The following is a 20,413-nucleotide window of genomic DNA, read 5'->3' on the forward strand; positions in this document are numbered from 1 at the left end:
CGAAGGCAGCTCAGCCCAACAGAAAATTCCATTGGAACGAGATGCCTCCATCTCAGCGTCCTGTAACGGGGTACGTCCCGGTATACCCTGACCGGCGGATCCATGTATCGGTCCTGTGGTTCGGGTATACAGCTCACAGGTGCATTTCCCATGCCGGTTATCCAGATGACTCTCAGCCCGGGTTCACCCCTCGGTCATCTTCTCTGTCGAATACCTGACACAAAGTACTTCTCCTGATCTCTGCCTGTCTGATGATTTGGTTGTATTATAGCGGAAACGATCGCTGCTTACAAGAAGTCAGGCGCTCGGTAATCTCGGTTATGACCGATTTACCCCTTAATCTGAGCTCTAAGACGGTCAAGAACTTTGTCACGTCCAAGCAGATAGATGGTCTCATTCAGATCACGGCCATGCATTTGTCCTGTCAGCGCTACACGGATCGGCATGAACAGCTGCTTGCCTTTGAAGCCCGTCTCCTTCTGAACTTCCTTAATCAGCACAGCCATACGCGATGCCGTAAATTCCTCGGACTGCTGCACTTTATCGGCAAAAGCTCGCAGAACCGCCGGCACCTGCTCTTCTGCAAGCACTGCGGCTGCTTCTGTCTCCAGCTCCATATGTGTACGGAAGAACAGTTCGGACAACGGCACGATATCCGATGCGCAGGTCATCTGCTCCTGGTAGAGCTTAACCAACGATTTTGCCCAGGCTGTCTGCTCAACGCTAAGAGCATCCGGCAGACGTCCGGCCTTCTGCAGATGCGGAATCGCCAGGTCAGCGACACGGTCAGGATCCGCATTTTTGATGTAATGATTGTTCAGATGCGCCAGCTTGTGCTTGTCGAACACGGCAGGGCTCTTGGACAGACGGGAAGCATCGAAGATGGAGACCAGCTGTTCCTTACTGTAAATCTCTTCTTCTCCTTCCGGCGACCAGCCAAGCAGGGAAATAAAATTGAACATGGCTTCTGGCAGATAACCCAGCTGATCATACTGCTCAATGAACTGGATGACAGACTCATCCCGCTTGGACAACTTCTTGTGATTATCACCTACGATCAGTGTCATATGAGCAAATGTCGGCGGCTCCCAGCCGAACGCTTCATAGATCATCAGCTGACGTGGTGTATTGGAAACATGGTCCTCGCCGCGCAGCACATGTGAAATCTTCATTAGATGATCGTCCACTGCAACGGCAAAGTTGTAGGTAGGAATACCATCTTTTTTGACAATAACAAAGTCGCCGCTCTCTCTGGAGTTGAAGGTGATCTGGCCTTTCACCATATCGTCAAAGGTATAATCCCGTTCTTCCGGCACACGGAAACGGATACTCGCTACACGGCCTTCTGCTTCAAATGCCTTCTGCTGCTCTTCGGTCAGATCACGATGCTTCCCGGAGTAACGCGGGGTTTCACCGCGCGCCATCTGCTCTTCGCGCTCTTTCTCCAGCTCTTCTTCTGTTACATAACAGCGGTAAGCCAGGCCACGGTCAATCAGATCCTGCCAGTACTCTTTATAAATATCCAGACGTTCAGTCTGGCGATAAGGGCCATATTCACCGCCGACATCAATACTTTCGTCCCAATCAATCCCCAGCCATTTGAGATAGGTCAGCTGACTTTCCTCGCCGCCGGCAATGTTTCTTTTGACATCCGTATCCTCGATCCGAATGATGAATTTGCCGCCCTGGCTGCGGGCATATAAATAATTGAACAGCGCCGTTCTGGCATTCCCGATATGCAGGTGGCCTGTCGGGCTTGGTGCATAACGCACACGTACTTCGGTACTCATGTAATCCCCTCCGTCTCTATTACTTTCCAGATGATAGCATACCCTGAATCAGGCAAACAACCGACTGCGCAGCAATTCCCTCACCGCGTCCGGTAAAGCCCAGCTGCTCCGTTGTGGTCGCTTTGACATTGACCTGTTCCAGCTCAGCATCCAGCGCTCTGGCAATCACCTCGGCCATCTGTGGAATGTAAGGCGCCATTTTAGGCTTCTGGGCAATAATCGTTGAATCGACGTTGCCCAGACGGTAGCCGCGTTCCTTGGCCAGCGACCATACGTGCTCCAGCAGCTTCAGGCTGTCCGCATCCTTGAATTCGGGATCGGTATCCGGAAAATGCTTGCCGATATCCCCAAGACCCAGTGCACCCAGAATGGCATCAGAAATCGCGTGCAGCAGCACATCCGCATCGGAGTGGCCCAGCAGGCCTTTCTCATAGGGAATGGTTATCCCGCCGATAATGCAGGGTCTGCCCTCGGTGAGCTGGTGAACATCGAATCCTTGTCCTACGCGTATCATCGTTATTTCTCTCCCCTTGTCGTCATCCATACCGCTGCGATCTCCAGATCCTCGGGCGTGGTGATCTTAATATTGGTGTAGCTGCCTTCAGCCACAGCAACCTGCCGGCCCATCCGCTCCACCAGCATAGCATCGTCTGTGCCCATGAACCCGGCTGTCTGCGCATCCTCGTGAGCCTCCATCAGCTCGGAAAGCCGAAAAGTCTGTGGGGTTTGAATACTCCACAGACTGCTCCGCTCAGGCGTAGCGGTAATAATACCCTGATCATTGACTTGTTTAATCGTATCTTTGACCGGAACCGCAAGGACGGCTGCCCCAAAGGCAGCCGCTGCTTCCAAACAGTCCTTGATGTGCTGTCTCGTAATAAACGGACGAACCCCATCATGCACCATAACCCATTCCGTATCCAGCTGACACAGACCGCGGTAGACTGAATCCTGACGTTCCCTGCCGCCTGCAATGACCTTGGATACTTTACCGATGCCATACTTTCTGATCCAGTCCTGACAGCGTTCTACGTCGGCGCTGCCCGTAACCAGCACGATATCATGAACCTCAGGCATGGCGGCAAAGGTCTCCAGTGTATGTATGAAAACGGGCTTGTCCTGCAGCAGCAGAAACTGCTTGCTCTCCGGGGTCCCCATGCGCGATCCCCGTCCTGCTGCCACAACAACGACGCCCAATCTGTTATTCATCACGCCAATCCCTGCCTAACCCAGAATGATGTATTAGCTTGCACATTCCATCATACCGCTTTTACTGGGCTTTTTCCAACAGTTTTGGTTTGGCGAAGATCATCCGGCCTGCAGAGGTCTGCAGTACACTGGTGACAAGCACTTCCATCATGGTACCGATGTACTCCCGGCCGCCTTCCACAACGATCATCGTACCATCATCCAGGTAAGCAACACCCTGTCCATGCTCCTTGCCGTCCTTGATAATCTGCACGAGGATTTCCTCTCCCGGCAGCACGACAGGCTTTACGGCGTTGGCCAGATCATTAATGTTCAGAACCGAAACTCCCTGCAGCTCACAGACCTTGTTAAGGTTGAAGTCATTCGTCACGACCTTGCCGCCAAGCAGCTTGGCGAGCTTCACCAATTTGCTGTCCACTTCGGAAATCTCTTCGAAATCCCCTTCATAGATGAGCACCTGCACATCCAGCTCTTTTTGAATTTTATTCAAAATGTCCAGTCCTCGGCGGCCGCGGTTGCGCTTTAGCAGATCCGAGGAATCGGCAATGTGCTGAAGCTCCTCCAGAACAAACTCCGGAATGACAATCGTCCCTTCGATAAAGCCCGTTTTGCAGATATCTGCAATCCGTCCGTCAATGATAACACTGGTATCGAGGATTTTGTGCTCCTCCGTCTTGCGCTCTTCACCTGAATCATCCTTACCGAACCTACCCGACAGCCAAAAAGCTGCCAAATCCTCTCTTTTCTCAAGCCCGACCCGCAGGCCCATATACCCGCACATCAGTGTAACCGCAACCTGCAGAATCCGCCCCGGCTGTCCCAGCCAGGAGAAAAGCGGATACATCAGCATGGACATGACCAAACCCGCAGCCAGACCACAAACCCCCGCTGCCAGTTCGTTCATAGGTACACGCACCAGACCTTCGATTCCCCGCTGAACCCGCTTCGCGGTTGAATCCCCAAAGATGGAGCACAGTGCCATGAAGACCAGGGCACCCAGAGCCATCCACAGCAAGCTTCCGCCTGCTGAATCTCCGCCGCCGATCCACCTCGTCATCCAGGGCAAGCTTTCATCTGCTTTTTGAAACAGGGTATAGCCTGACCACACACCGCATAATCCCGTAAAAGTTAAAATGGCTTTTCTCCACATCCGTCCCTGCACCTCCCTAACCGTTTGTGTTTTGCAATCAGCGGACTGCATGAACCGGAGAACAAGTTCCCTCAGAGAATAAATCTGATTGATGCAGCACGCTCATACTAGCAGTATGTTCCAGTTTCGGGCTGACTAACCGTAGCCTTGCAATATTTTTCTCCAATCCCTTTTCCTCTCTCTTTTTCTCGGTCAGACTCTCTCTTAGAACTTCTTTTGGGTTTGGTCATTGAAAGGAGGTTCCAGAGTGGCATATAATGGACTCAATTCATACACAGGGGTGGATAGCCAAATGAACGCATCAAGTTTGCAGGCTTTTCAAGACCAAGTTTCCGAGTTGTTACTCCGTCACCGCAGTCTTCTGGATATCCTGTCCAAAACCGGACAATCCGGGGCTTCTGTCAATCGAGCTGTCTCCAAGGCTATTACGGAATGCGGTTGTGTTGAGCTGCATGCCGCCAAGCAGAAATATCAGCCTGATCTGGGGTTGGAGCAGGCGAAGAACACACTGGACAGCCATGTTCAGGGTGAACTGTGCGAGAACTGCCGGGAGGTTGTTATGGCTGAACTGGGCCGGAGCCTCTTCTATATGTCCGCTTTGTCCAATGTGCTGGATATTTCGCTGGAGGAAGTTCTGCAGCGTGAATCCCAGAAGTGCTCCACACTCGGATTGTTCAATATGTCTTAAATACAGGTACGGCTGATGGAAGCCAAACCAATAAAAAAAGCATCTATCTCGCTGATTGCTCAGTGAAATAAATGCTTTTTATTATGCCTAAAATGAAATTATGGAATAATAGCGGTAAACCTATCGTTTGGAATGGCGGTAGTTCTCATCGGATTCCTTCTGCTGCTTGCGGCTGCGGCGGATCAGCTTATCCACATTCTGCTTCATTCCATACAATGCATAAAGACCCAAAGGAATGAAGATCATCTTCGAGAGCTGATCAGGGAAAGCAACTGCCAGCAATACGGCCACAAGAACAACAATTGGAGCGATCCAGATCGCTTTCTTAGGAAGCCCTACTTTTTTGAAATTCGGATATTTCATGCTGCTGACCATCAAATAGGACAGAAGCAGCGTGGCGATAACCATATATGGAGCCGAGACATCTTTGTGAAACAAGGAAAGTGTCGCGAGAACTCCACCGGCAGCAGGAATCGGCAACCCTGTAAAGTAACCCGGAGTTCCGGAGATAACATTAAAACGAGCCAGACGCAAAGCTCCGAACATCGGGAAGATTCCCGTTACCGTCCAGGCCAGAGCTTGATTCAAATCATGAAAAGAGACAATAAACATAATCAGTGCTGGCGCAACACCAAATGAAATTACATCCGACAGGGAGTCCAATTCCTTACCGAATTCACTCTGTGCATTCAAGGCACGAGCTACCCGACCATCCAGTCCATCCAACAGCATCGCAACGATAACCATAATGGCTGCAAGGCTGTACTTTCCGTCAAACGCCATAAGGATGGCGACCATTCCGAGAAACAGGTTACCTAAAGTAAACAAGTTCGGAATTGATTTTGTTATCATTTCTTCACCTCATATTAATCTATGAATACCAATAACATCCACAGATTGTATATCATTTACATCTGCCTGTCAATGAATACCTGCTCCTGCAGACGTTTCAATCCTTCACGAATCGTACGCGCACGTACCTCTCCGATCCCATCCACTTCGTCCAGTTCCTCAACGGTTGCAGTCATCACCTGAGGCAGCAGATCAAACCGGTCCACCAGGTTGTGAATAATGACATTTGGCAGGCGAGGGATTTTGTTAAGCACCCGGTATCCTCGCGGTGCCACTGCATCTTCCGACAGGGCAGCCGAAGCCGGGTAACCGAGCAGGCGAGCAATATGATGAACATCCAGCAGCTCATCATCTGTCGACCGGTGAAGTGCTGTGATGATTTCATTAATTTTGTCGTCGCTGTCTTCCTTCGCATAATCCTTATACAGAAGCCAGGCTTCCTCTTCCGTATTGCTGACCAGCTCTTCCATCTGCATGCTGATCAGGCGGCCTTCATTGCCGAGCTCATTGATATAACGCTTGATCTCGGTTTTAATCCGAAGCACCATCTCCGTGCGCTGAATGACATTGACAACCTCCGGAATCGTCACCAGTTCCTCAAACTCTGATGCCGACAGGTTGGTCAGAGACTGATTCAGTACCGCTTTGTATTTCTCCAGCGTCTGAATGGCCTGATTAGCCTTGGTCAGAATGACACCAATCTCCTTCAGTGCATAACGCACAGCCCCCTGGTACAACGTAATAATATTCCGGCGCTGTGAAATGGAGACGACCAATTTACCGGTCTGCTTCGCTACCCGCTCTGCTGTACGGTGCCGAATCCCTGTCTCAGACGACGAGATTGACGAATCGGGAATCAGCTGGGTATTGGCATACAAAATCCGCTTCAAATCTTCACTTAGAATAATGGCTCCATCCATTTTGGCCAGCTCATACAGGTAGTTCGGTGAAAAGTCACAATTAATGGAGAAACCTCCATCCACGACCTCCATGACCTCAGGGCTGTAGCCAACAACGATCAACGCGCCGGTCTTGGCGCGGAGCACATTCTCGAGCCCTTCCCGAAAGGGCGTGCCTGGTGCCACAAGCCGGAGCAGGTCGTTCATTTTATCCAGTTGGCTCGTCTCTTTCATGTTCCCTTTGCCCCCTAATCTAAAGCAACCGCTAGCGCATCTGCTACGGTATCCACGCCAATAATTTGAATTCCCTTGGGCGGGGTCCAACCCTTCAGACTCTTCTGAGGAAGGATCACCCGCTTGAAGCCAAGCTTCTCGGCTTCTCTTACACGCTGCTCCGCACGGGATACCGCACGAACTTCGCCTGTCAGGCCAACTTCACCGAACATAACATCATAAGGCTTGGTCGGCATATCGCGGAAGCTTGAGGCAATGCTGACGGCAATTGCCAGATCCACTGCAGGTTCATCCAGCCGGACGCCGCCTGCCACGTTCAGGTAGGCATCCTGGTTCTGGAGGAACATGCCCATCCGCTTCTCCAGCACTGCTATGATCAAACCCAGGCGGTGATGGTCGATCCCGGTACACATCCGGCGGGGAGACGGAAAGTGTGTCGCTGCTATCAATGCCTGGAGTTCTACGAGCACCGGCCGTGTACCCTCCATGCTGGCGACAACCGTCGAACCGGCTACGCCCAGGGGACGCTCCGACAGGAACAATTCCGACGGGTTCTCCACTTCACGGAGACCACTCTCCCCCATCTCGAAGATCCCCATCTCGTTCGTTGAACCGAATCGGTTCTTCACCGCCCGTAAAAGCCGGTACGTATGGTGACGCTCACCTTCGAAATAAAGCACACAATCCACCATGTGCTCCAGCATCCGCGGGCCGGCGATCGCACCCTCTTTTGTAACATGCCCCACCAGTACGGTTGCAATGCCGAGACCCTTGGCAATCCGCATGAACCTGGACGTACATTCACGCACCTGAGAGACACTGCCCGGCGCGCTGGTCACTTCCGGCAGGAACACCGTCTGAATGGAGTCAATAACCAGAAAATCCGGCTTGGTATTCTCTACCGCGTCCTCAATAGCCACCATATTATTCTCACATAATACGAACAGCTCTGGAGACAGCGCACCGAGCCGGTCTGCACGCAGCTTCGTCTGGCGCACGGATTCCTCTCCGGAAATATACAGGACGCGCAGTCCTGACAGCGCCAGACTGTTCGAGGCCTGCAGCAGCAGGGTTGACTTCCCGATCCCCGGGTCGCCACCGACCAATACCAGCGATCCCGGAACAATGCCGCCGCCGAGCACCCGGTTCAGCTCATTGATTCCGCTATTGATACGAGGTTCTTGGTTACTCTCTATATTTATGATTGGAAGCGGCTTTTCTTTACTATTGAAAAGAGGAGAATTCATCCCCTGGGTCTTCACCACAGTTTCGGTTTCTTCGACCATGCTGTTCCAGGCCTGGCAGCCCGGACATTTGCCGTACCACTTTGGTGATTCATAACCGCATTCGGTGCAATAAAATTTAGTTTTGACTTTGGCCATGAATATCTCCTTACTTCTTCCGTATTTGTCGAATTCGGTCCGGCCGCAATAAGAAAAACCCATCGTGCTGGACGAGTCGATACGAACACGCTAAACAGCATATTTAGAATGTAAGAAGCCTTTCTTTCCTACATATTGTGCCCGAACTCATGGAACTAACCTAACAAGGTGCCCAACAATAAAAGTTTACCATTGCTCCGAACCGGCGTAAAGGCAAATCAAAAAGTTACACAAATGAGAAGGAGTTCAATAAAAAAAAGGGGCATCCTCTACCAGCGTCAAGCCAGCGGGATGTCCCTTTATTTTATTTATTAGCGTATGCCGCTACATACGATTCATTAGGAATTGCTGGACGGCACATTATCTTTTTTGGTTACATTCAGCGCACCGTCCTGTTCGTCGATCAGCAGATGATCGCCTTTGGACACGTTGCCGGTCAACAATTCTTCAGACAGACGATCCTCGATATGCTTCTGGATCGCCCGGCGGAGAGGACGCGCACCATAGGAAGGATCGAAGCCTTCTTTGGCCAGGAAATCCTTTGCCTTATCTGTAAGTTCGAAGTCCACCTCGTACTCTCTGAGGCGCTTGCGCAGCTCTTCGGACATCAGCGAAACGATCTGACCGATATGCTCCCGCTCCAGGGAATGGAACACGATGATCTCATCGATCCGGTTCAGGAATTCCGGACGGAAGCTCTTCTTGAGATCTTCCATCACTTTGCCCTTCATGTTGTCATACTGTGCACCCGCGTCGACCACAGCTGTGAAGCCCAGCGTCGAGTTTTTGCGGATTGCTTCCGCTCCGACGTTAGATGTCAGAATGATCAGCGTGTTGCGGAAATCGACGACACGGCCTTTGGAATCAGTCAGACGTCCGTCTTCCAGCACCTGCAGCAAAATGTTGAACACTTCAGGGTGAGCTTTCTCGATCTCATCCAGCAATACTACGGAATATGGCTTACGGCGTACTTTCTCAGTCAGCTGACCACCTTCATCATAACCGACATATCCCGGAGGAGCTCCGACCAGTCGGGACGTGGAGTGCTTCTCCATGTATTCCGACATATCGATACGGATAACCGCATTCTCATCACCGAACATCGCTTCCGCCAAGGCGCGTGCCAGCTCGGTTTTACCTACACCGGTTGGACCGAGGAAGATAAAGGAGCCGATCGGACGCTTCGGATCTTTGAGGCCCGCTCTTGCACGGCGGATCGCGCGGCTGACAGCTTTGACCGCTTCATCCTGACCGATGACGCGTTCATGCAGCAGGCTCTCCATGTTCAGAAGACGCTCGGTCTCTTCTTCTTTCAGTTTGTTCACCGGAATACCCGTCCAGATCGCTACCACCTGAGCAATATCTTCCGGTGTTACTTCAGAATCTGTCCGGCCTTGCTTCTCTTTCCATTGGTTCTTCGTTACATCCAGCTCTTCACGAATCTTCTGCTCTGTGTCGCGCAGAGCTGCCGCTTTCTCGAATTCCTGACTCTGAACCGCGGAGTCCTTCTCCTTGCGGATATCATCCAGGCGGTTCTCCAGCTGCTTCAGATTAGGCGGTACCGTGTACGAATTCAGCCTTACCTTGGAACCCGCCTCGTCGATCAGGTCAATCGCCTTATCCGGCAGGAATCGGTCAGTGATGTAGCGGTCAGACAGCTTTACAGCCGCTTCAATTGCTTCGTCCGTAATTTTCACACGGTGATGTGCTTCGTAACGGTCACGCAGACCATACAGGATCTGGATCGCTTCATCCGGGGATGGCTGATCGACAGTGATCGGCTGGAAGCGGCGCTCCAATGCAGCGTCTTTCTCTATATATTTACGATACTCATCCAGCGTTGTCGCACCGATACACTGCAGCTCGCCGCGTGCCAGCGCCGGCTTCAGAATATTAGAGGCATCGATCGCGCCTTCCGCACCCCCTGCACCGATCAGTGTATGCAGCTCGTCGATGAACAGTACGATATTACCGGCTTGGCGAATTTCGTCCATGATTTTCTTCAGACGATCCTCGAACTCACCGCGATATTTCGTTCCGGCAACCACGGAGCCCATGTCCAGTGTCATCACGCGCTTGTCGCGCAGCGTTTCCGGAATTTCATTCGCGATGATCTTCTGGGCGAGCCCTTCGGCAATCGCCGTTTTACCTACCCCAGGTTCACCGATCAGCACCGGGTTGTTCTTGGTACGGCGGCTCAGTACCTGAATGACACGTTCAATCTCCTTGCTGCGGCCGATGACCGGGTCCAGATTGCCTTCCTTGGCAATAGCAGTCAAATCGCGTGCGAGGCTGTCCAGCGTCGGTGTGCTTACATTGGCTGGTGCGCCATTATGGCTGGATACCGCTTCACTGCTGCCGAGCAGCTGCAGCACCTGCTGACGTGCCTTGTTCAAGCTGATGCCGAGGTTATTGAGCACACGTGCCGCAACCCCTTCACCTTCCCGGATCAGACCGAGCAGGATATGCTCTGTACCCACGTAGGTGTGTCCAAGCTTGCGCGCTTCATCCATCGAGAGCTCGATGACTTTCTTCGCACGCGGTGTATAAGCAATGTTCGTAGGCTGCTCCTGGCCGCGGCCAATGAGCGTTTCTACTTCATCTTGAATTTTCTCCAGTCCAAGACCCAGACCGATCAGGGCTTTGGCCGCAATACCTTCACCTTCACGAATCAGACCGAGCAGGACATGCTCTGTACCAATGTTGTTATGACCTAAACGTACTGCTTCTTCTTGAGCAAGTGCCAGCACTTTCTGTGCACGTTCTGTAAATCTTCCGAACATCATAATCTCCTGCACCTCCATGAGTTGGGATTGCCAGTATATCTATTGTTAAGGGGTTGTGCCTAAAGTTGTTCGGATCAGCTGCGCCCGGTACATATCGCGTTCCGAGGCGTGCATCTGATCGTTGAATGTCTTCTGCAGGAAGCCAGGCTGAATCATTACATTCAATTCATTCAACACCGGGATCGAAGGTTCCTGCAAAATACCGAGATCAATACCCAGACGGACATCGGATAACCGCTGACCCGCTTCCTTGGCATCCATGATCGCTGCATGCTTCAGAATCCCGTAGGATCTCATGATCCGGTCGGAAATCCGCAGCCTCGACTCTGACAGCAGACGCTGCCTTGCCGTGCGTTCCTGGCTGATAATCTGCATGACCACACTGTGCAGATTCTCGATAATCTCAAGTTCGGTCTGCCCCAGCGTGATCTGGTTGGAGATCTGGAACAGGTTGCCGATCGCCTCACTGCCTTCGCCATAAATGCCTCTGACCGTCAGACCCACCTGAGAGACAGCGGACAGAATCCGGTTAATCTGCTGAGTCATGCTCAGAGCCGGAAGATGCATCATTACAGACGCCCGCAGACCGGTACCTACATTCGTAGGACAGCTGGTCAGATAGCCGCGTTTGTCATCAAATGCATATTCAGCGTGCGCTTCGAACACATCGTCAAGGGCTGTTGCCCGTTCCCAGGCTTCCTTGACCTGAAAACCGGGATACAAACACTGGATACGAAGATGGTCTTCTTCATTCACCATGATGCTCACCGATTCATCCTCACTGATCAGCGCCGCACCGTTGCGCGATTCACTGGCCAGATTAGGACTGATCAGATGCTTCTCCACCAGTACCCTTTTATCCAGATCACTCAGTTCAGCCATCTTCAGAATATGAAAATGGCCAAACTGATGGGCCTCTTCATCATCAAGCACTGCGGTCAGCTTGTCGAGCACTTCCTCCGACTGGGAGTTCGTAGCCAGCATCGGAAAAGGAATATGCTGCAGGTTGCGCGCAATCCTTACCCGGCTGCTGATGACGATTTCTGAATCCGCAGCGGAGCCGCGCATCCAATCGCTAAGCGGCTTTGTGGTAAACCGGAGATTGGGCATTACGCATTCCTCCTACTCATCACAAACTTTACTCTTGGGCAATTTCTTTTTCAAGCTGGCGGATCTGGTCCCTCAGCTGGGCTGCAGTCTCAAACTCTTCCGCCTGTATGCTGCCCTGAAGCTCCTGCTTCAGTTCCTCAATCTTGCGTTCAACCTTGATGCGGCCGCCACTGCGTACCGGTATTTTGCCGATATGCGAAGTGCTGCCATGCACCCTTTTGAAGAGCGGATCAAGCCGGTCATTAAAATATTTATAACAAGAGCTGCAACCGAAGCGGCCGATCTTGCTGAACTGCGAGTAGGTCATGCCGCATTCTTCACAGCGGGGAGAAGGCGGCGGACTGCCGGACGCTTGACCCTTAATAGACGGATCAAAGTCCAGTAATCCTGACAGCAGACTGTGAATGGAGAATCCATTCGGTGTCCCGGGGATCATTTCCCCTTTCTCCCGCGCACAAGTCTCACAAATATGAAATTCCGTCTTCTCCCCGTTAACGATCTTGGTAAAATGGAGAGTTGCCGGCCGTTTACCACATTCCTGGCACAGCATAGCGACGTACCTCCTTAATGACACTCTGTTTATTTGTTAAGCAGTGAAATCAGCATTGCCTTCAGCAGACGGGCACGCAGCTGATCCCTGTACGGCAGCTTAATCGCCAGGCACTCCCTGGAGATGGCCGCCCGCATCAGCGCTGCCTCACGCGGATTCAGGAACTTGGCTTCTTCCAGCTGATAGATAAGTCCCTCACCCGCCGACTGGCTGATGGCTTGCCCGATACTCTGATGGAGATGGGTATGAAGTACATGCTGGGCAGGAAGCTCAATACGCTGAATGCGGATGTAGCCGCCGCCGCCGCGCTTACTCTCGACAAGATACCCTTTCTCCAGCGTAAACCGGGTGCTGATCACATAATTGATCTGGGACGGCACACAGGAGAAGCGATCGGCCAGGTCATTCCTCTGAATCTCTACCATGCCTTCTGCGCTTTCCTGCAGTATACTCTTCAGATATTGTTCGATAACATCAGAGATATTGCGCATTCCCTCATCCTCCACTAGTTAGAAAAAAAACGTTGAAGCCAGCTGAATTCGAACATCCAGTATCCCTGTATACAGCGCCTGTTAATTGCTTAACCAATACGCCGGAACACGAATCCCGGGATGAGAACCCTGCAGATCTACTACGCATCCTGATTGCTTCATCACTTTATTAGTTTGACCACTACAGGTTCCAAATCATACGCATCATTCAAGATAATACGTATTTCTCAAACCGCGAAGCGGAAACTGAATATCCTTCATCAACTCAATCTCTTGCTGACTTTGACTTTCTTTGACTTTGATTACATTATAGCACACTCACCCGATTTGCCAAGTGGTTTTTTGTATTTTGCACAATTTATTTTTAGAAGGATGGATGAACAAAAAAAGGCGCTTCCTTCCGGCAGCTGACTTATTACAGCATCAGCCCGAAGAAGAGCACCCTTGTCTTGCAAATCGTATATCAAAAAATCCTATATTTAATAAGAAGAAATAATTTTAGAAGAAGTCCATCAGGAATGTCTCCGCCTGTGGAATCCAGCGCTCCAGACGGTGCACGGCCTCCAGGCTGCCGCTCAATCGTCCTGTCCGGTGCAGAGCCAGCGGGCGACGGTATCCCAGCAGCATGATGGTTAATGCCTGAATGTCACAGCTGACATCTGGGTCTGCCGCTTCCTCTCCGGCACTTCCGGCAGCAGTGAACTGAGCCGTGCCTTCTACGTTCACATCCAGCTTCCACACCCCTTCGTTCCACTCCGCATGCGGATCCCGGATACCGATTCGGAGTGAGGCCCCTTCTCCTTTGGCAAAAGGATACTGCTCAATCAAGCCCTGAACATCCACGATACGAGCCATAAAATAAGGCACAAGCTCCTGTGTAAATCGCGGATCCGGCACCAGGGAAGGCAGCATATCTGAAGCAGGAACAAAATCCAGCTTTACTTGTCTGACCATAGAATCATGGTTCGCAATAAACGTCCATAACGCCTGCCGGGCTTGTTCATTCAGGTAAACGAGCTCATCACAGATAAATTCCTTATCCTTGATTTCATAGAGCAGGTATCCCTCCGGCATGCCAGACTCCGAATAATACACCGCCGCATGACTGTCCGGCAGCACGGAGCGCGTCCACCACTCCGTATCACGTACGAGCGTTCCGTTATAACCTGCAGCAGCAGCCTGATACACCGCATCCAACTCTTCCATCTGCTGAACGCCGCGGACAATCTTGCCGGGAACCACGGCTTTTGGTGGAAGCAGCTCTACCGGAATGGAGTATTTCTTATGTTCTGTGTAGAGTTCCCAACCATATTTGCGGTAAAAAGGAAAGTAAAACGGATGCAGAAACGACAGGGTCTGCCCACTCTCCTTCATCTGCTTCAGGGCATACGTCAATAGGCTGCTCACATGCCCCTGCCGGCGGTTCTCCGGCCAGGTAGCTACACCAGCAATGCCGCCCATCTTCACCTTCTGTCCATGCAGATACACCTGAAAGGGAATCAGCGTGAATTTGGCCTGCAGCCGGTCCTGATCGTCGAAAATCCCCCATGTCTGTTCCGGTTTGAAGCTGTTTCTCCGCTCTTCCTTCTTCTCCGCAGGAAGCGTGTACTGAAAGGCATACTCCGATAACTCCACACTGGCATCAAATTCATGGGACTTAAGCTGTCTGATTTGCATTTCGATCACCTCAGCATTTATGTATTGGATCACCAGACTGCCGACGCAGCCGTTAATCCGAGTCTCGCAAAGCCTGAAGCTGATGTCAAATCAAACCTCAAACCCCGGCCAGCACGAGCTTGCGCCCGGCTGCCGGGGGATGTTCCGGCATTCATCGTCTTCTATAACTTCAAGGAGTCTCAGCTGGGCTGCAGGGCAGCCGTTCTCTCCTCTGTTTCCTGAACCTGTTGCGATCCCAATCCGTCAAATACTTCATTAAAGATCGTATCCTTTTGAATTTCGGCTGCAATAGACTCAATAATTTTCGCTTCCACATCACGGTTGTCGATCATGAGATCAATTTTGCGGATCATATTCTGCTGGACATGCTCCAGATCACGTACGTCAAAGATATACTCACCCTGTCCAAAATGATTCAGCAGCTCGCGGTATTTGGTAGCCCAGCCCAAGGCCAGAACCGGCGTCCCATTCTTGTACGCATGTACAATCGAGTGGTAGCGGGAGGCGATGATGAAATCAAACTGATCCAGCAGATGATGGATTTCGATGCAGTCATATTCATCTTCCAGCAGCACTACTCTGTGGTCCTGGGCATAGTGCTTCTTCACATCCTGACAGAGGATCAGGTCTTCTGTAGAGTGACGCAGCAGATAGACATTTTTTCCTTTCGCCAAAAGATGATCTGTCATTTCCTTATACATATGGATTAATGTCTCCCGGGAACCATATTTCATCGTTTTTACGTTAGGTACAATGGCAACCGAATTCGGCATAACCGCTACAGGTTCCTTTGGCGAGTAGGCGCCGCCCTTAAACAGATGCTCCAGGTTAAACTCTTTGCTGCCCTGCAGTACAATATCCACTGATTTTTTCACATTATGGGTCGTGTATTTACTCAGATACTCCAGCCCCTCCTGCTCCCGGGCATAAATGGCTTTGGGATAGGTCATGTATTTCTTCATCAGTGCAGGAATGATTGTCTTGTAAGGGCCCTCATAATCAAACGGACCAAACGACTGTGACAGCAAAATCATCGGAATATTGTACTTCTTCGCCAGCATAATGTTAACCAGATAATTAATCGAGTGACGGATACTGAATTGAGAAGACAGCGCAAACCCGCTGATATCAATAATCAGGTCGGTATCGTTCAGCAGCTCTTTCATTTTTTGCTTGTTCACATTAACATGGGATGCACCGGGAATCAGCTTGCCGATGGAACCGTAGACCCCACCCAGCAGCTCGACCTTCAGCTTTTTCCCGATTTTGATGATCTCAAAGTTATAATTCCGGTCCTCGTCCATGCAGTTCATGATGATTTCTTTGTCCGGATAGCGGTTGCGGATTTCATTAATTACTGTAAAAGACATTGCCTGGGCGCCTTTATTCTCCATTTGCCCGCCGGTAATCAGAATTTTCCCCATAGATCCGTTAACCCCTTTGTATATTAGTCTTGAACATGGCATATATCTCGCTGCTGACACATTCCCTCATTCTCCTGATGGAATCCTAAGGCTTGTGGTAATAGGATATAGGTCTGGCCATCGCTGCATCAAAGCACTTCTTAACCGAATGATACCCAATGGCAAACTGCTGAAGCGCCGGATTCCATTTCGTATATTCTTTTAAGGCATCCACCACCTTCTCCGCATGGGTCGCGGACTTTTCCTTGTGGATGGGAATACCCGCCTTTTTGGCATTTCGCAGATTATAGGGCTCCACATACAGCCTGAGATCACGAATGGCACCGCTGCGCAGCAGGTTTCTTCCCGCTGTCCCCATATTGGCATGGTCCCGGTGATTACCGCCCAGATCGGTGAACACCTTCACCCTGGCCTCCGGGTAACGTTCGAGGAACTCCTGAAGGACCTTCTCGCAGGATTCCACCGTGGTTGTCCCGTCCTTAACCAGATGTCTGGAGAAATGGATATGCTTATCCGGAACGCCCAGCGCTTTGCAGGAACGCAGAAATTCATCATTCCGGTATGCCGTCATATCCTGTTCCTGCAGCGGCTTGTATCCTTCCTCTGCCGGGTTTAACGTTTTGCGATAAAGCGCGCTCTTGATCTCCCCGTTCAGCTGTCTGCGCACATTTGATGTGGATCCGTCCGTGTAAATGATGACGCGGCACTCGTCCCCGACATCCAGATGATTACGGATCGCAGCACCGAAGGTCAGCGCCTCGTCATCCTGGTGAGGGATAAAAAACAGATTAACCGCCATGCCTGCTCCTCCTGTGAATTATTTCAACTGCTCCAGCAGCTTGCTGCGGATGCGTAATTTCTCTTTATCACTGACCTTGTAATAGTAGATATGATTGATCATCTCGCCGCTGCCCTGCACCTCATCCTTATCCACCTTTTCGATGTCCTGACGGTAATTAGTGAAAATATCCATAATATCATCCATCGTCAGATTGGTTTTGGTGCTGCCTTTGATTTGATCCAGAATCTCGGGGATTTTGGTTACACTGGAGATGTTCTTGGCCTGATCAATGAGGGATGAGAGCACAGCCTGCTGCCGTGCATTGCGCCCGAGGTCACCCTTGGGGTCATCATAGCGCATACGCGAATACATCAGAGCATCATGCCCATTCAGAGAGAGCGGACCCTGCTCGTAGGTTCTTCCTTCATATTTAAATGCAAAAGGATTATTCACCTCGACGCCGCCCAAAATATTAATGATATTCTCAAAACCTTCCATATTGACCTTGATATAATAATCCATCGGCACGCCAAGGAAGTTCTCTACGGTGTTAACTGCCATTTGCACACCGCCGAACGCATAAGCATGATTAATCTTGTCCACCGTCCCATGTCCCACAATTTCAGTACGGGAATCGCGGGGAATATTGAACATCAGGACAGAGTGCTTCGCCGGATTCACGCCCAGCACAATAATGGAATCCGAGCGTCCGGTGTCATGCTCCCGCTCGTCCACCCCCATCACCAGCAGCGTAAACGGCTGCTTTTGACTAAGGTCAACCCCTTGGGCATCCGCCTCGGGCACACTGCCGGCAGTCCCCGCGGTCTTGATGGTTATGGGTTCATTGCTGGCTGCGGCTTCCGCCCGATCCCCGGTCCCTCCTGCTACAGAGCGGACCGGTTCATAGATGGAGCTGACGGTATTTTTGACCGATTGATAGAGATAGGCGGTGTAACCGCCGGCACTTACGCCAAGAGCACATGCCAGTGCAATGGTTACCTTCCAGCCCCGTTTCATGAGGTCATTCTCCCGGACAGGCAGTGGGCCTCAATATCTTCCCAGTCGGTGAACATTTCCGTGAAATCATCCTCTTTGAGAAGTGGACCCTTCTGGATTTCGATGAATTCCATGTCGGTCACCGCTTTGAGGCAATGATACGTATCCGCAGGAATAGTCACTACATCGCCGGGCTGTACGCGCTGCAGTTCACCATCCAGTACGAGAATTCCCTCACCGCTGATGATGGTCCACGTATCTGATCGCTGACTGTTCATCCGGTAACTCAGATGCTTGCCGGCATCCAGTCCAATCCGCTTGGTAAGCACCTCTTCGTTCTCACTCTCATATCTGGTGTAATCCAGCACGCGGTACCAGCCCCAGCGCCGTTCCTCGTACATCGGACGCTGTCCTGGCAGAACCAGATCCTTCACCCGCGGACTTGCCGCCTTGTCGGACACGAGAATGCCATCCGGACTTACCGCAACCACCGCATTCGATACACCGATCACTGTAACCGGAATGTCGAGTTCATTGATCAGATGAGTATTGTGCGAGTCTTCACTGATAATCCCCTCGCCAATGACATTCGCCCCCATATTCTCGGTCAAGGTGTTCCAGGTTCCGAGATCCTTCCAATACCCGTCATACGGAATGGCAACGATCTCTTCCTCCTTCTCTACAACCTCGTAATCGAAGCTGATCTTCGGCAGGGTATGATATCTGGAAGAAAGATCTTCATACTGAATGGTAATCTCTTTCTGGATCATTTTGTTCAGCATATAGCTGAGCTTGAAGGCAAACACACCGCAATTCCACATGGCGTTCTCTTGAATCAGCTGCTCGGCCTGTTCCTCGGTCGGCTTCTCCGTGAAGCGTCCCACACGGCGGAAATCCGTCTGCATACCGCCTTCGTCTTCTGCAGCCGGTACGATATAACCGTATTTTGAGGAAGGGTACGTCGGATTCACACCCATCAAGGCGAGTCCTGCTCCCGATGCATCCAGAGCCCGCTCCAGATCCTTCAGCCGTTCGAAGAAATGATCATCTACATAAGGATCTACCGGCAGAATGCACACCGTCTCATCCAATGGCACCTTAGCTTCGGAATATAGATATGCAGATGCAAGGGCGATGGCCGGGAATGTATCCCGGCGCTCCGGCTCTGCAATAATCGGCACATTGCCCAGCTGGTTCTGCAGAATATCGACCTGCAGGCTGCTGGTCGCGATTACCGTGGAATCAGCGAGACCCGCCGAGCTGATCTGTCCCCATACACGTTGAACCATCGATTCCATAGCCTGATTTTCATTCTCCAGCACCTTCAGGAACTGTTTGGATCTTGCGTCGTTGGACAGCGGCCACAGCCGCTTGCCCGAGCCTCCGGAGAGTAATACCAGTTTCATGCCGTTTCCTCCCTTAGTGAAAGTGGGTTATACGATCTTCAGTTCGTCAAGTGCCTTTGCTGTTTTCTCAGAGCCGATCGTCTCCAGCAGGTAATCTCTCAGGTCCGGGCCCAGCTCTTCTCTTTTAAGCGCAAAATCAAAATTCGCCTTCAGATAGCCGAGCTTGCTGCCAACATCATACAATTTGCCTTCATAGCTGTAGCTGTACATGCGGGACAGGTTCGCCAGTTCTTTGAGTGCATCGGTCAGTTGAATCTCGCCGCCTACGCCGGCAGGCTGGTTCTCCAGAATCTCCATGATTTCAGGCTCCAGAATATAACGTCCGATAATAGCCAGATTGGATGGAGGATCCACCTTCGGCTTCTCCACAAGATCGGTGATCAGCTCCAGCTTGTCCGTCAGCTTCTCTCCCTTGATCACGCCATAGCTGCTGACGTCTTTCCAAGGCACCGGCTCAACAGCAATAATGCTGCCTTCTGTCTCGTCGTATACATCCATCATCTGCTTGAGGCACGGCACCTCGCTGTCGATGATCATATCACCGAGCAGTACCGCGAAAGGCTCATTACCGATAAATTTCCGTGCACACCAGATGGCATGACCCAGACCGAGCGGCTCTTTCTGGCGGACACAATGAATTTCCACAAGATTCGTCACTTCACGAACAATGCTCAGCAGCTCTTCCTTGTTTTTTTCTTCCAGGTCGGCTTCGAGCTCCACATTTTTGTCAAAATGATCTTCAATCGCACGCTTGCTGCGGCCCGTCACAATGATAATGTCCTCAATACCGGAGTTGATGGCCTCCTCCACAATGTACTGAATGGTCGGCTTGTCCACGATCGGAAGCATTTCCTTCGGCATGGCTTTGGTGGCGGGCAAAAAACGGGTTCCTAATCCTGCGGCCGGGATAATTGCTTTTTTCACTTTACTCATTTGAAGCCCTCCTAAAAATTAATTTTGACTCAGCGTGGTTTTCGAAAATGTATAT

The 20,413-nt window shown here is 51.2% G+C and carries 18 protein-coding genes; 1 reads left to right on the plus strand and 17 read right to left on the minus strand.

Annotation, left to right across the window (positions count from 1 at the left end; all coding sequences use genetic code 11):
* Nucleotides 1-329 precede the first annotated feature (329 nt).
* The 4 genes from gltX to Q5741_RS18470 all read right to left on the minus strand — a co-directional run bounded on the left by gltX (nucleotide 330) and on the right by Q5741_RS18470 (nucleotide 4,149).
* The gene (gltX, locus tag Q5741_RS18455) at nucleotides 330-1,790 is read right to left on the minus strand and encodes a glutamate--tRNA ligase (protein WP_305025593.1); all 1,461 of its coding nucleotides are present in this window, start codon (nucleotides 1,788-1,790) and stop codon (nucleotides 330-332) included.
* Nucleotides 1,791-1,809: 19 nt separating this feature from the next.
* Nucleotides 1,810-2,304, minus strand: a complete 495-nt coding sequence (gene ispF, locus Q5741_RS18460; RefSeq protein ID WP_305025594.1) for a 2-C-methyl-D-erythritol 2,4-cyclodiphosphate synthase — start codon at nucleotides 2,302-2,304, stop codon at nucleotides 1,810-1,812.
* Between the two features lie 2 nt (nucleotides 2,305-2,306).
* Nucleotides 2,307-2,999, minus strand: a complete 693-nt coding sequence (gene ispD, locus Q5741_RS18465) for a 2-C-methyl-D-erythritol 4-phosphate cytidylyltransferase (RefSeq protein WP_305025595.1) — start codon at nucleotides 2,997-2,999, stop codon at nucleotides 2,307-2,309.
* A gap of 61 nt (nucleotides 3,000-3,060) precedes the next feature.
* Nucleotides 3,061-4,149, minus strand: coding sequence for a PIN/TRAM domain-containing protein (locus Q5741_RS18470; protein WP_305025596.1), 1,089 nt, complete (start codon nucleotides 4,147-4,149; stop codon nucleotides 3,061-3,063).
* Between the two features lie 292 nt (nucleotides 4,150-4,441).
* On the opposite strand from Q5741_RS18470, the gene Q5741_RS18475 reads away from it, so the two are divergent.
* A complete protein-coding gene (locus Q5741_RS18475) occupies nucleotides 4,442-4,837 on the plus strand; it encodes a nucleoside triphosphate pyrophosphohydrolase family protein (RefSeq protein ID WP_305025597.1) in 396 nt (131 codons plus the stop codon).
* A 120-nt stretch (nucleotides 4,838-4,957) separates the two neighbouring features.
* On the opposite strand, the gene pssA is transcribed toward Q5741_RS18475, so the two are convergent.
* From pssA to galU, 13 genes are all read right to left on the minus strand, one after another.
* Complete coding sequence (pssA, locus tag Q5741_RS18480; RefSeq protein WP_305025598.1) at nucleotides 4,958-5,689, minus strand: CDP-diacylglycerol--serine O-phosphatidyltransferase; 732 nt, start codon at nucleotides 5,687-5,689, stop codon at nucleotides 4,958-4,960.
* A 56-nt stretch (nucleotides 5,690-5,745) separates the two neighbouring features.
* The gene (disA, locus tag Q5741_RS18485; RefSeq protein WP_305025599.1) at nucleotides 5,746-6,822 is read right to left on the minus strand and encodes a DNA integrity scanning diadenylate cyclase DisA; all 1,077 of its coding nucleotides are present in this window, start codon (nucleotides 6,820-6,822) and stop codon (nucleotides 5,746-5,748) included.
* Nucleotides 6,823-6,836: 14 nt separating this feature from the next.
* A complete protein-coding gene (gene radA / locus Q5741_RS18490; RefSeq protein WP_305025600.1) occupies nucleotides 6,837-8,204 on the minus strand; it encodes a DNA repair protein RadA in 1,368 nt (455 codons plus the stop codon).
* Between the two features lie 338 nt (nucleotides 8,205-8,542).
* Nucleotides 8,543-10,990: an ATP-dependent protease ATP-binding subunit ClpC gene (gene clpC / locus Q5741_RS18495; RefSeq protein WP_305025601.1), complete on the minus strand. Its 2,448-nt coding sequence runs from the start codon at nucleotides 10,988-10,990 to the stop codon at nucleotides 8,543-8,545.
* Nucleotides 10,991-11,035: 45 nt separating this feature from the next.
* Complete coding sequence (locus Q5741_RS18500) at nucleotides 11,036-12,100, minus strand: protein arginine kinase (protein ID WP_305025602.1); 1,065 nt, start codon at nucleotides 12,098-12,100, stop codon at nucleotides 11,036-11,038.
* Between the two features lie 28 nt (nucleotides 12,101-12,128).
* Nucleotides 12,129-12,650 (minus strand): UvrB/UvrC motif-containing protein, encoded by a 522-nt coding sequence (locus tag Q5741_RS18505; protein WP_305025603.1) that lies wholly within the window; start codon nucleotides 12,648-12,650, stop codon nucleotides 12,129-12,131.
* Between the two features lie 29 nt (nucleotides 12,651-12,679).
* Entirely contained in the window at nucleotides 12,680-13,141 is a 462-nt protein-coding gene (locus tag Q5741_RS18510) for a CtsR family transcriptional regulator (protein ID WP_305025604.1), read from the minus strand.
* 498 nt (nucleotides 13,142-13,639) lie between these two features.
* Nucleotides 13,640-14,818 (minus strand): GNAT family N-acetyltransferase, encoded by a 1,179-nt coding sequence (locus Q5741_RS18515; protein ID WP_305025605.1) that lies wholly within the window; start codon nucleotides 14,816-14,818, stop codon nucleotides 13,640-13,642.
* 179 nt (nucleotides 14,819-14,997) lie between these two features.
* Nucleotides 14,998-16,242 (minus strand): polysaccharide pyruvyl transferase family protein, encoded by a 1,245-nt coding sequence (locus Q5741_RS18520; RefSeq protein WP_305025606.1) that lies wholly within the window; start codon nucleotides 16,240-16,242, stop codon nucleotides 14,998-15,000.
* Nucleotides 16,243-16,327: 85 nt separating this feature from the next.
* Nucleotides 16,328-17,041: a PIG-L family deacetylase gene (locus Q5741_RS18525; RefSeq protein WP_305025607.1), complete on the minus strand. Its 714-nt coding sequence runs from the start codon at nucleotides 17,039-17,041 to the stop codon at nucleotides 16,328-16,330.
* Nucleotides 17,042-17,059: 18 nt separating this feature from the next.
* Complete coding sequence (locus tag Q5741_RS18530) at nucleotides 17,060-18,040, minus strand: LCP family glycopolymer transferase (protein WP_305025608.1); 981 nt, start codon at nucleotides 18,038-18,040, stop codon at nucleotides 17,060-17,062.
* Nucleotides 18,037-19,425: a sugar phosphate nucleotidyltransferase gene (locus tag Q5741_RS18535; protein ID WP_305025609.1), complete on the minus strand. Its 1,389-nt coding sequence runs from the start codon at nucleotides 19,423-19,425 to the stop codon at nucleotides 18,037-18,039. Before Q5741_RS18535 ends, Q5741_RS18530 begins: the two co-directional genes overlap by 4 nt.
* Before the next feature lie 27 nt (nucleotides 19,426-19,452).
* Nucleotides 19,453-20,358 carry a UTP--glucose-1-phosphate uridylyltransferase GalU gene (gene galU, locus Q5741_RS18540; protein WP_305025610.1) on the minus strand — a complete coding sequence of 302 codons (906 nt, stop codon included), beginning with the start codon at nucleotides 20,356-20,358 and terminating at the stop codon, nucleotides 19,453-19,455.
* Nucleotides 20,359-20,413: the final 55 nt, after the last annotated feature.

The organism is Paenibacillus lacisoli, from assembly GCF_030580655.1.
In the GTDB taxonomy this organism is placed as follows: domain Bacteria; phylum Bacillota; class Bacilli; order Paenibacillales; family Paenibacillaceae; genus Paenibacillus; species Paenibacillus lacisoli.

Excerpts from the sequence above, each read along its gene's own strand:
- gltX (WP_305025593.1), bottom strand. The coding sequence starts at position 1,790 with ATGAGTACCGAAGTACGTGTGCGTTATGCACCAAGCCCGACAGGCCAC.
- ispF (WP_305025594.1), bottom strand. The coding sequence starts at position 2,304 with ATGATACGCGTAGGACAAGGATTCGATGTTCACCAGCTCACCGAGGGC.
- ispD (WP_305025595.1), bottom strand. The coding sequence starts at position 2,999 with ATGAATAACAGATTGGGCGTCGTTGTTGTGGCAGCAGGACGGGGATCG.
- Q5741_RS18470 (WP_305025596.1), bottom strand. The coding sequence starts at position 4,149 with ATGTGGAGAAAAGCCATTTTAACTTTTACGGGATTATGCGGTGTGTGG.
- Q5741_RS18475 (WP_305025597.1), top strand. The coding sequence starts at position 4,442 with ATGAACGCATCAAGTTTGCAGGCTTTTCAAGACCAAGTTTCCGAGTTG.
- pssA (WP_305025598.1), bottom strand. The coding sequence starts at position 5,689 with ATGATAACAAAATCAATTCCGAACTTGTTTACTTTAGGTAACCTGTTT.
- disA (WP_305025599.1), bottom strand. The coding sequence starts at position 6,822 with ATGAAAGAGACGAGCCAACTGGATAAAATGAACGACCTGCTCCGGCTT.
- radA (WP_305025600.1), bottom strand. The coding sequence starts at position 8,204 with ATGGCCAAAGTCAAAACTAAATTTTATTGCACCGAATGCGGTTATGAA.
- clpC (WP_305025601.1), bottom strand. The coding sequence starts at position 10,990 with ATGATGTTCGGAAGATTTACAGAACGTGCACAGAAAGTGCTGGCACTT.
- Q5741_RS18500 (WP_305025602.1), bottom strand. The coding sequence starts at position 12,100 with ATGCCCAATCTCCGGTTTACCACAAAGCCGCTTAGCGATTGGATGCGC.
- Q5741_RS18505 (WP_305025603.1), bottom strand. The coding sequence starts at position 12,650 with ATGCTGTGCCAGGAATGTGGTAAACGGCCGGCAACTCTCCATTTTACC.
- Q5741_RS18510 (WP_305025604.1), bottom strand. The coding sequence starts at position 13,141 with ATGCGCAATATCTCTGATGTTATCGAACAATATCTGAAGAGTATACTG.
- Q5741_RS18515 (WP_305025605.1), bottom strand. The coding sequence starts at position 14,818 with ATGCAAATCAGACAGCTTAAGTCCCATGAATTTGATGCCAGTGTGGAG.
- Q5741_RS18520 (WP_305025606.1), bottom strand. The coding sequence starts at position 16,242 with ATGGGGAAAATTCTGATTACCGGCGGGCAAATGGAGAATAAAGGCGCC.
- Q5741_RS18525 (WP_305025607.1), bottom strand. The coding sequence starts at position 17,041 with ATGGCGGTTAATCTGTTTTTTATCCCTCACCAGGATGACGAGGCGCTG.
- Q5741_RS18530 (WP_305025608.1), bottom strand. The coding sequence starts at position 18,040 with ATGAAACGGGGCTGGAAGGTAACCATTGCACTGGCATGTGCTCTTGGC.
- Q5741_RS18535 (WP_305025609.1), bottom strand. The coding sequence starts at position 19,425 with ATGAAACTGGTATTACTCTCCGGAGGCTCGGGCAAGCGGCTGTGGCCG.
- galU (WP_305025610.1), bottom strand. The coding sequence starts at position 20,358 with ATGAGTAAAGTGAAAAAAGCAATTATCCCGGCCGCAGGATTAGGAACC.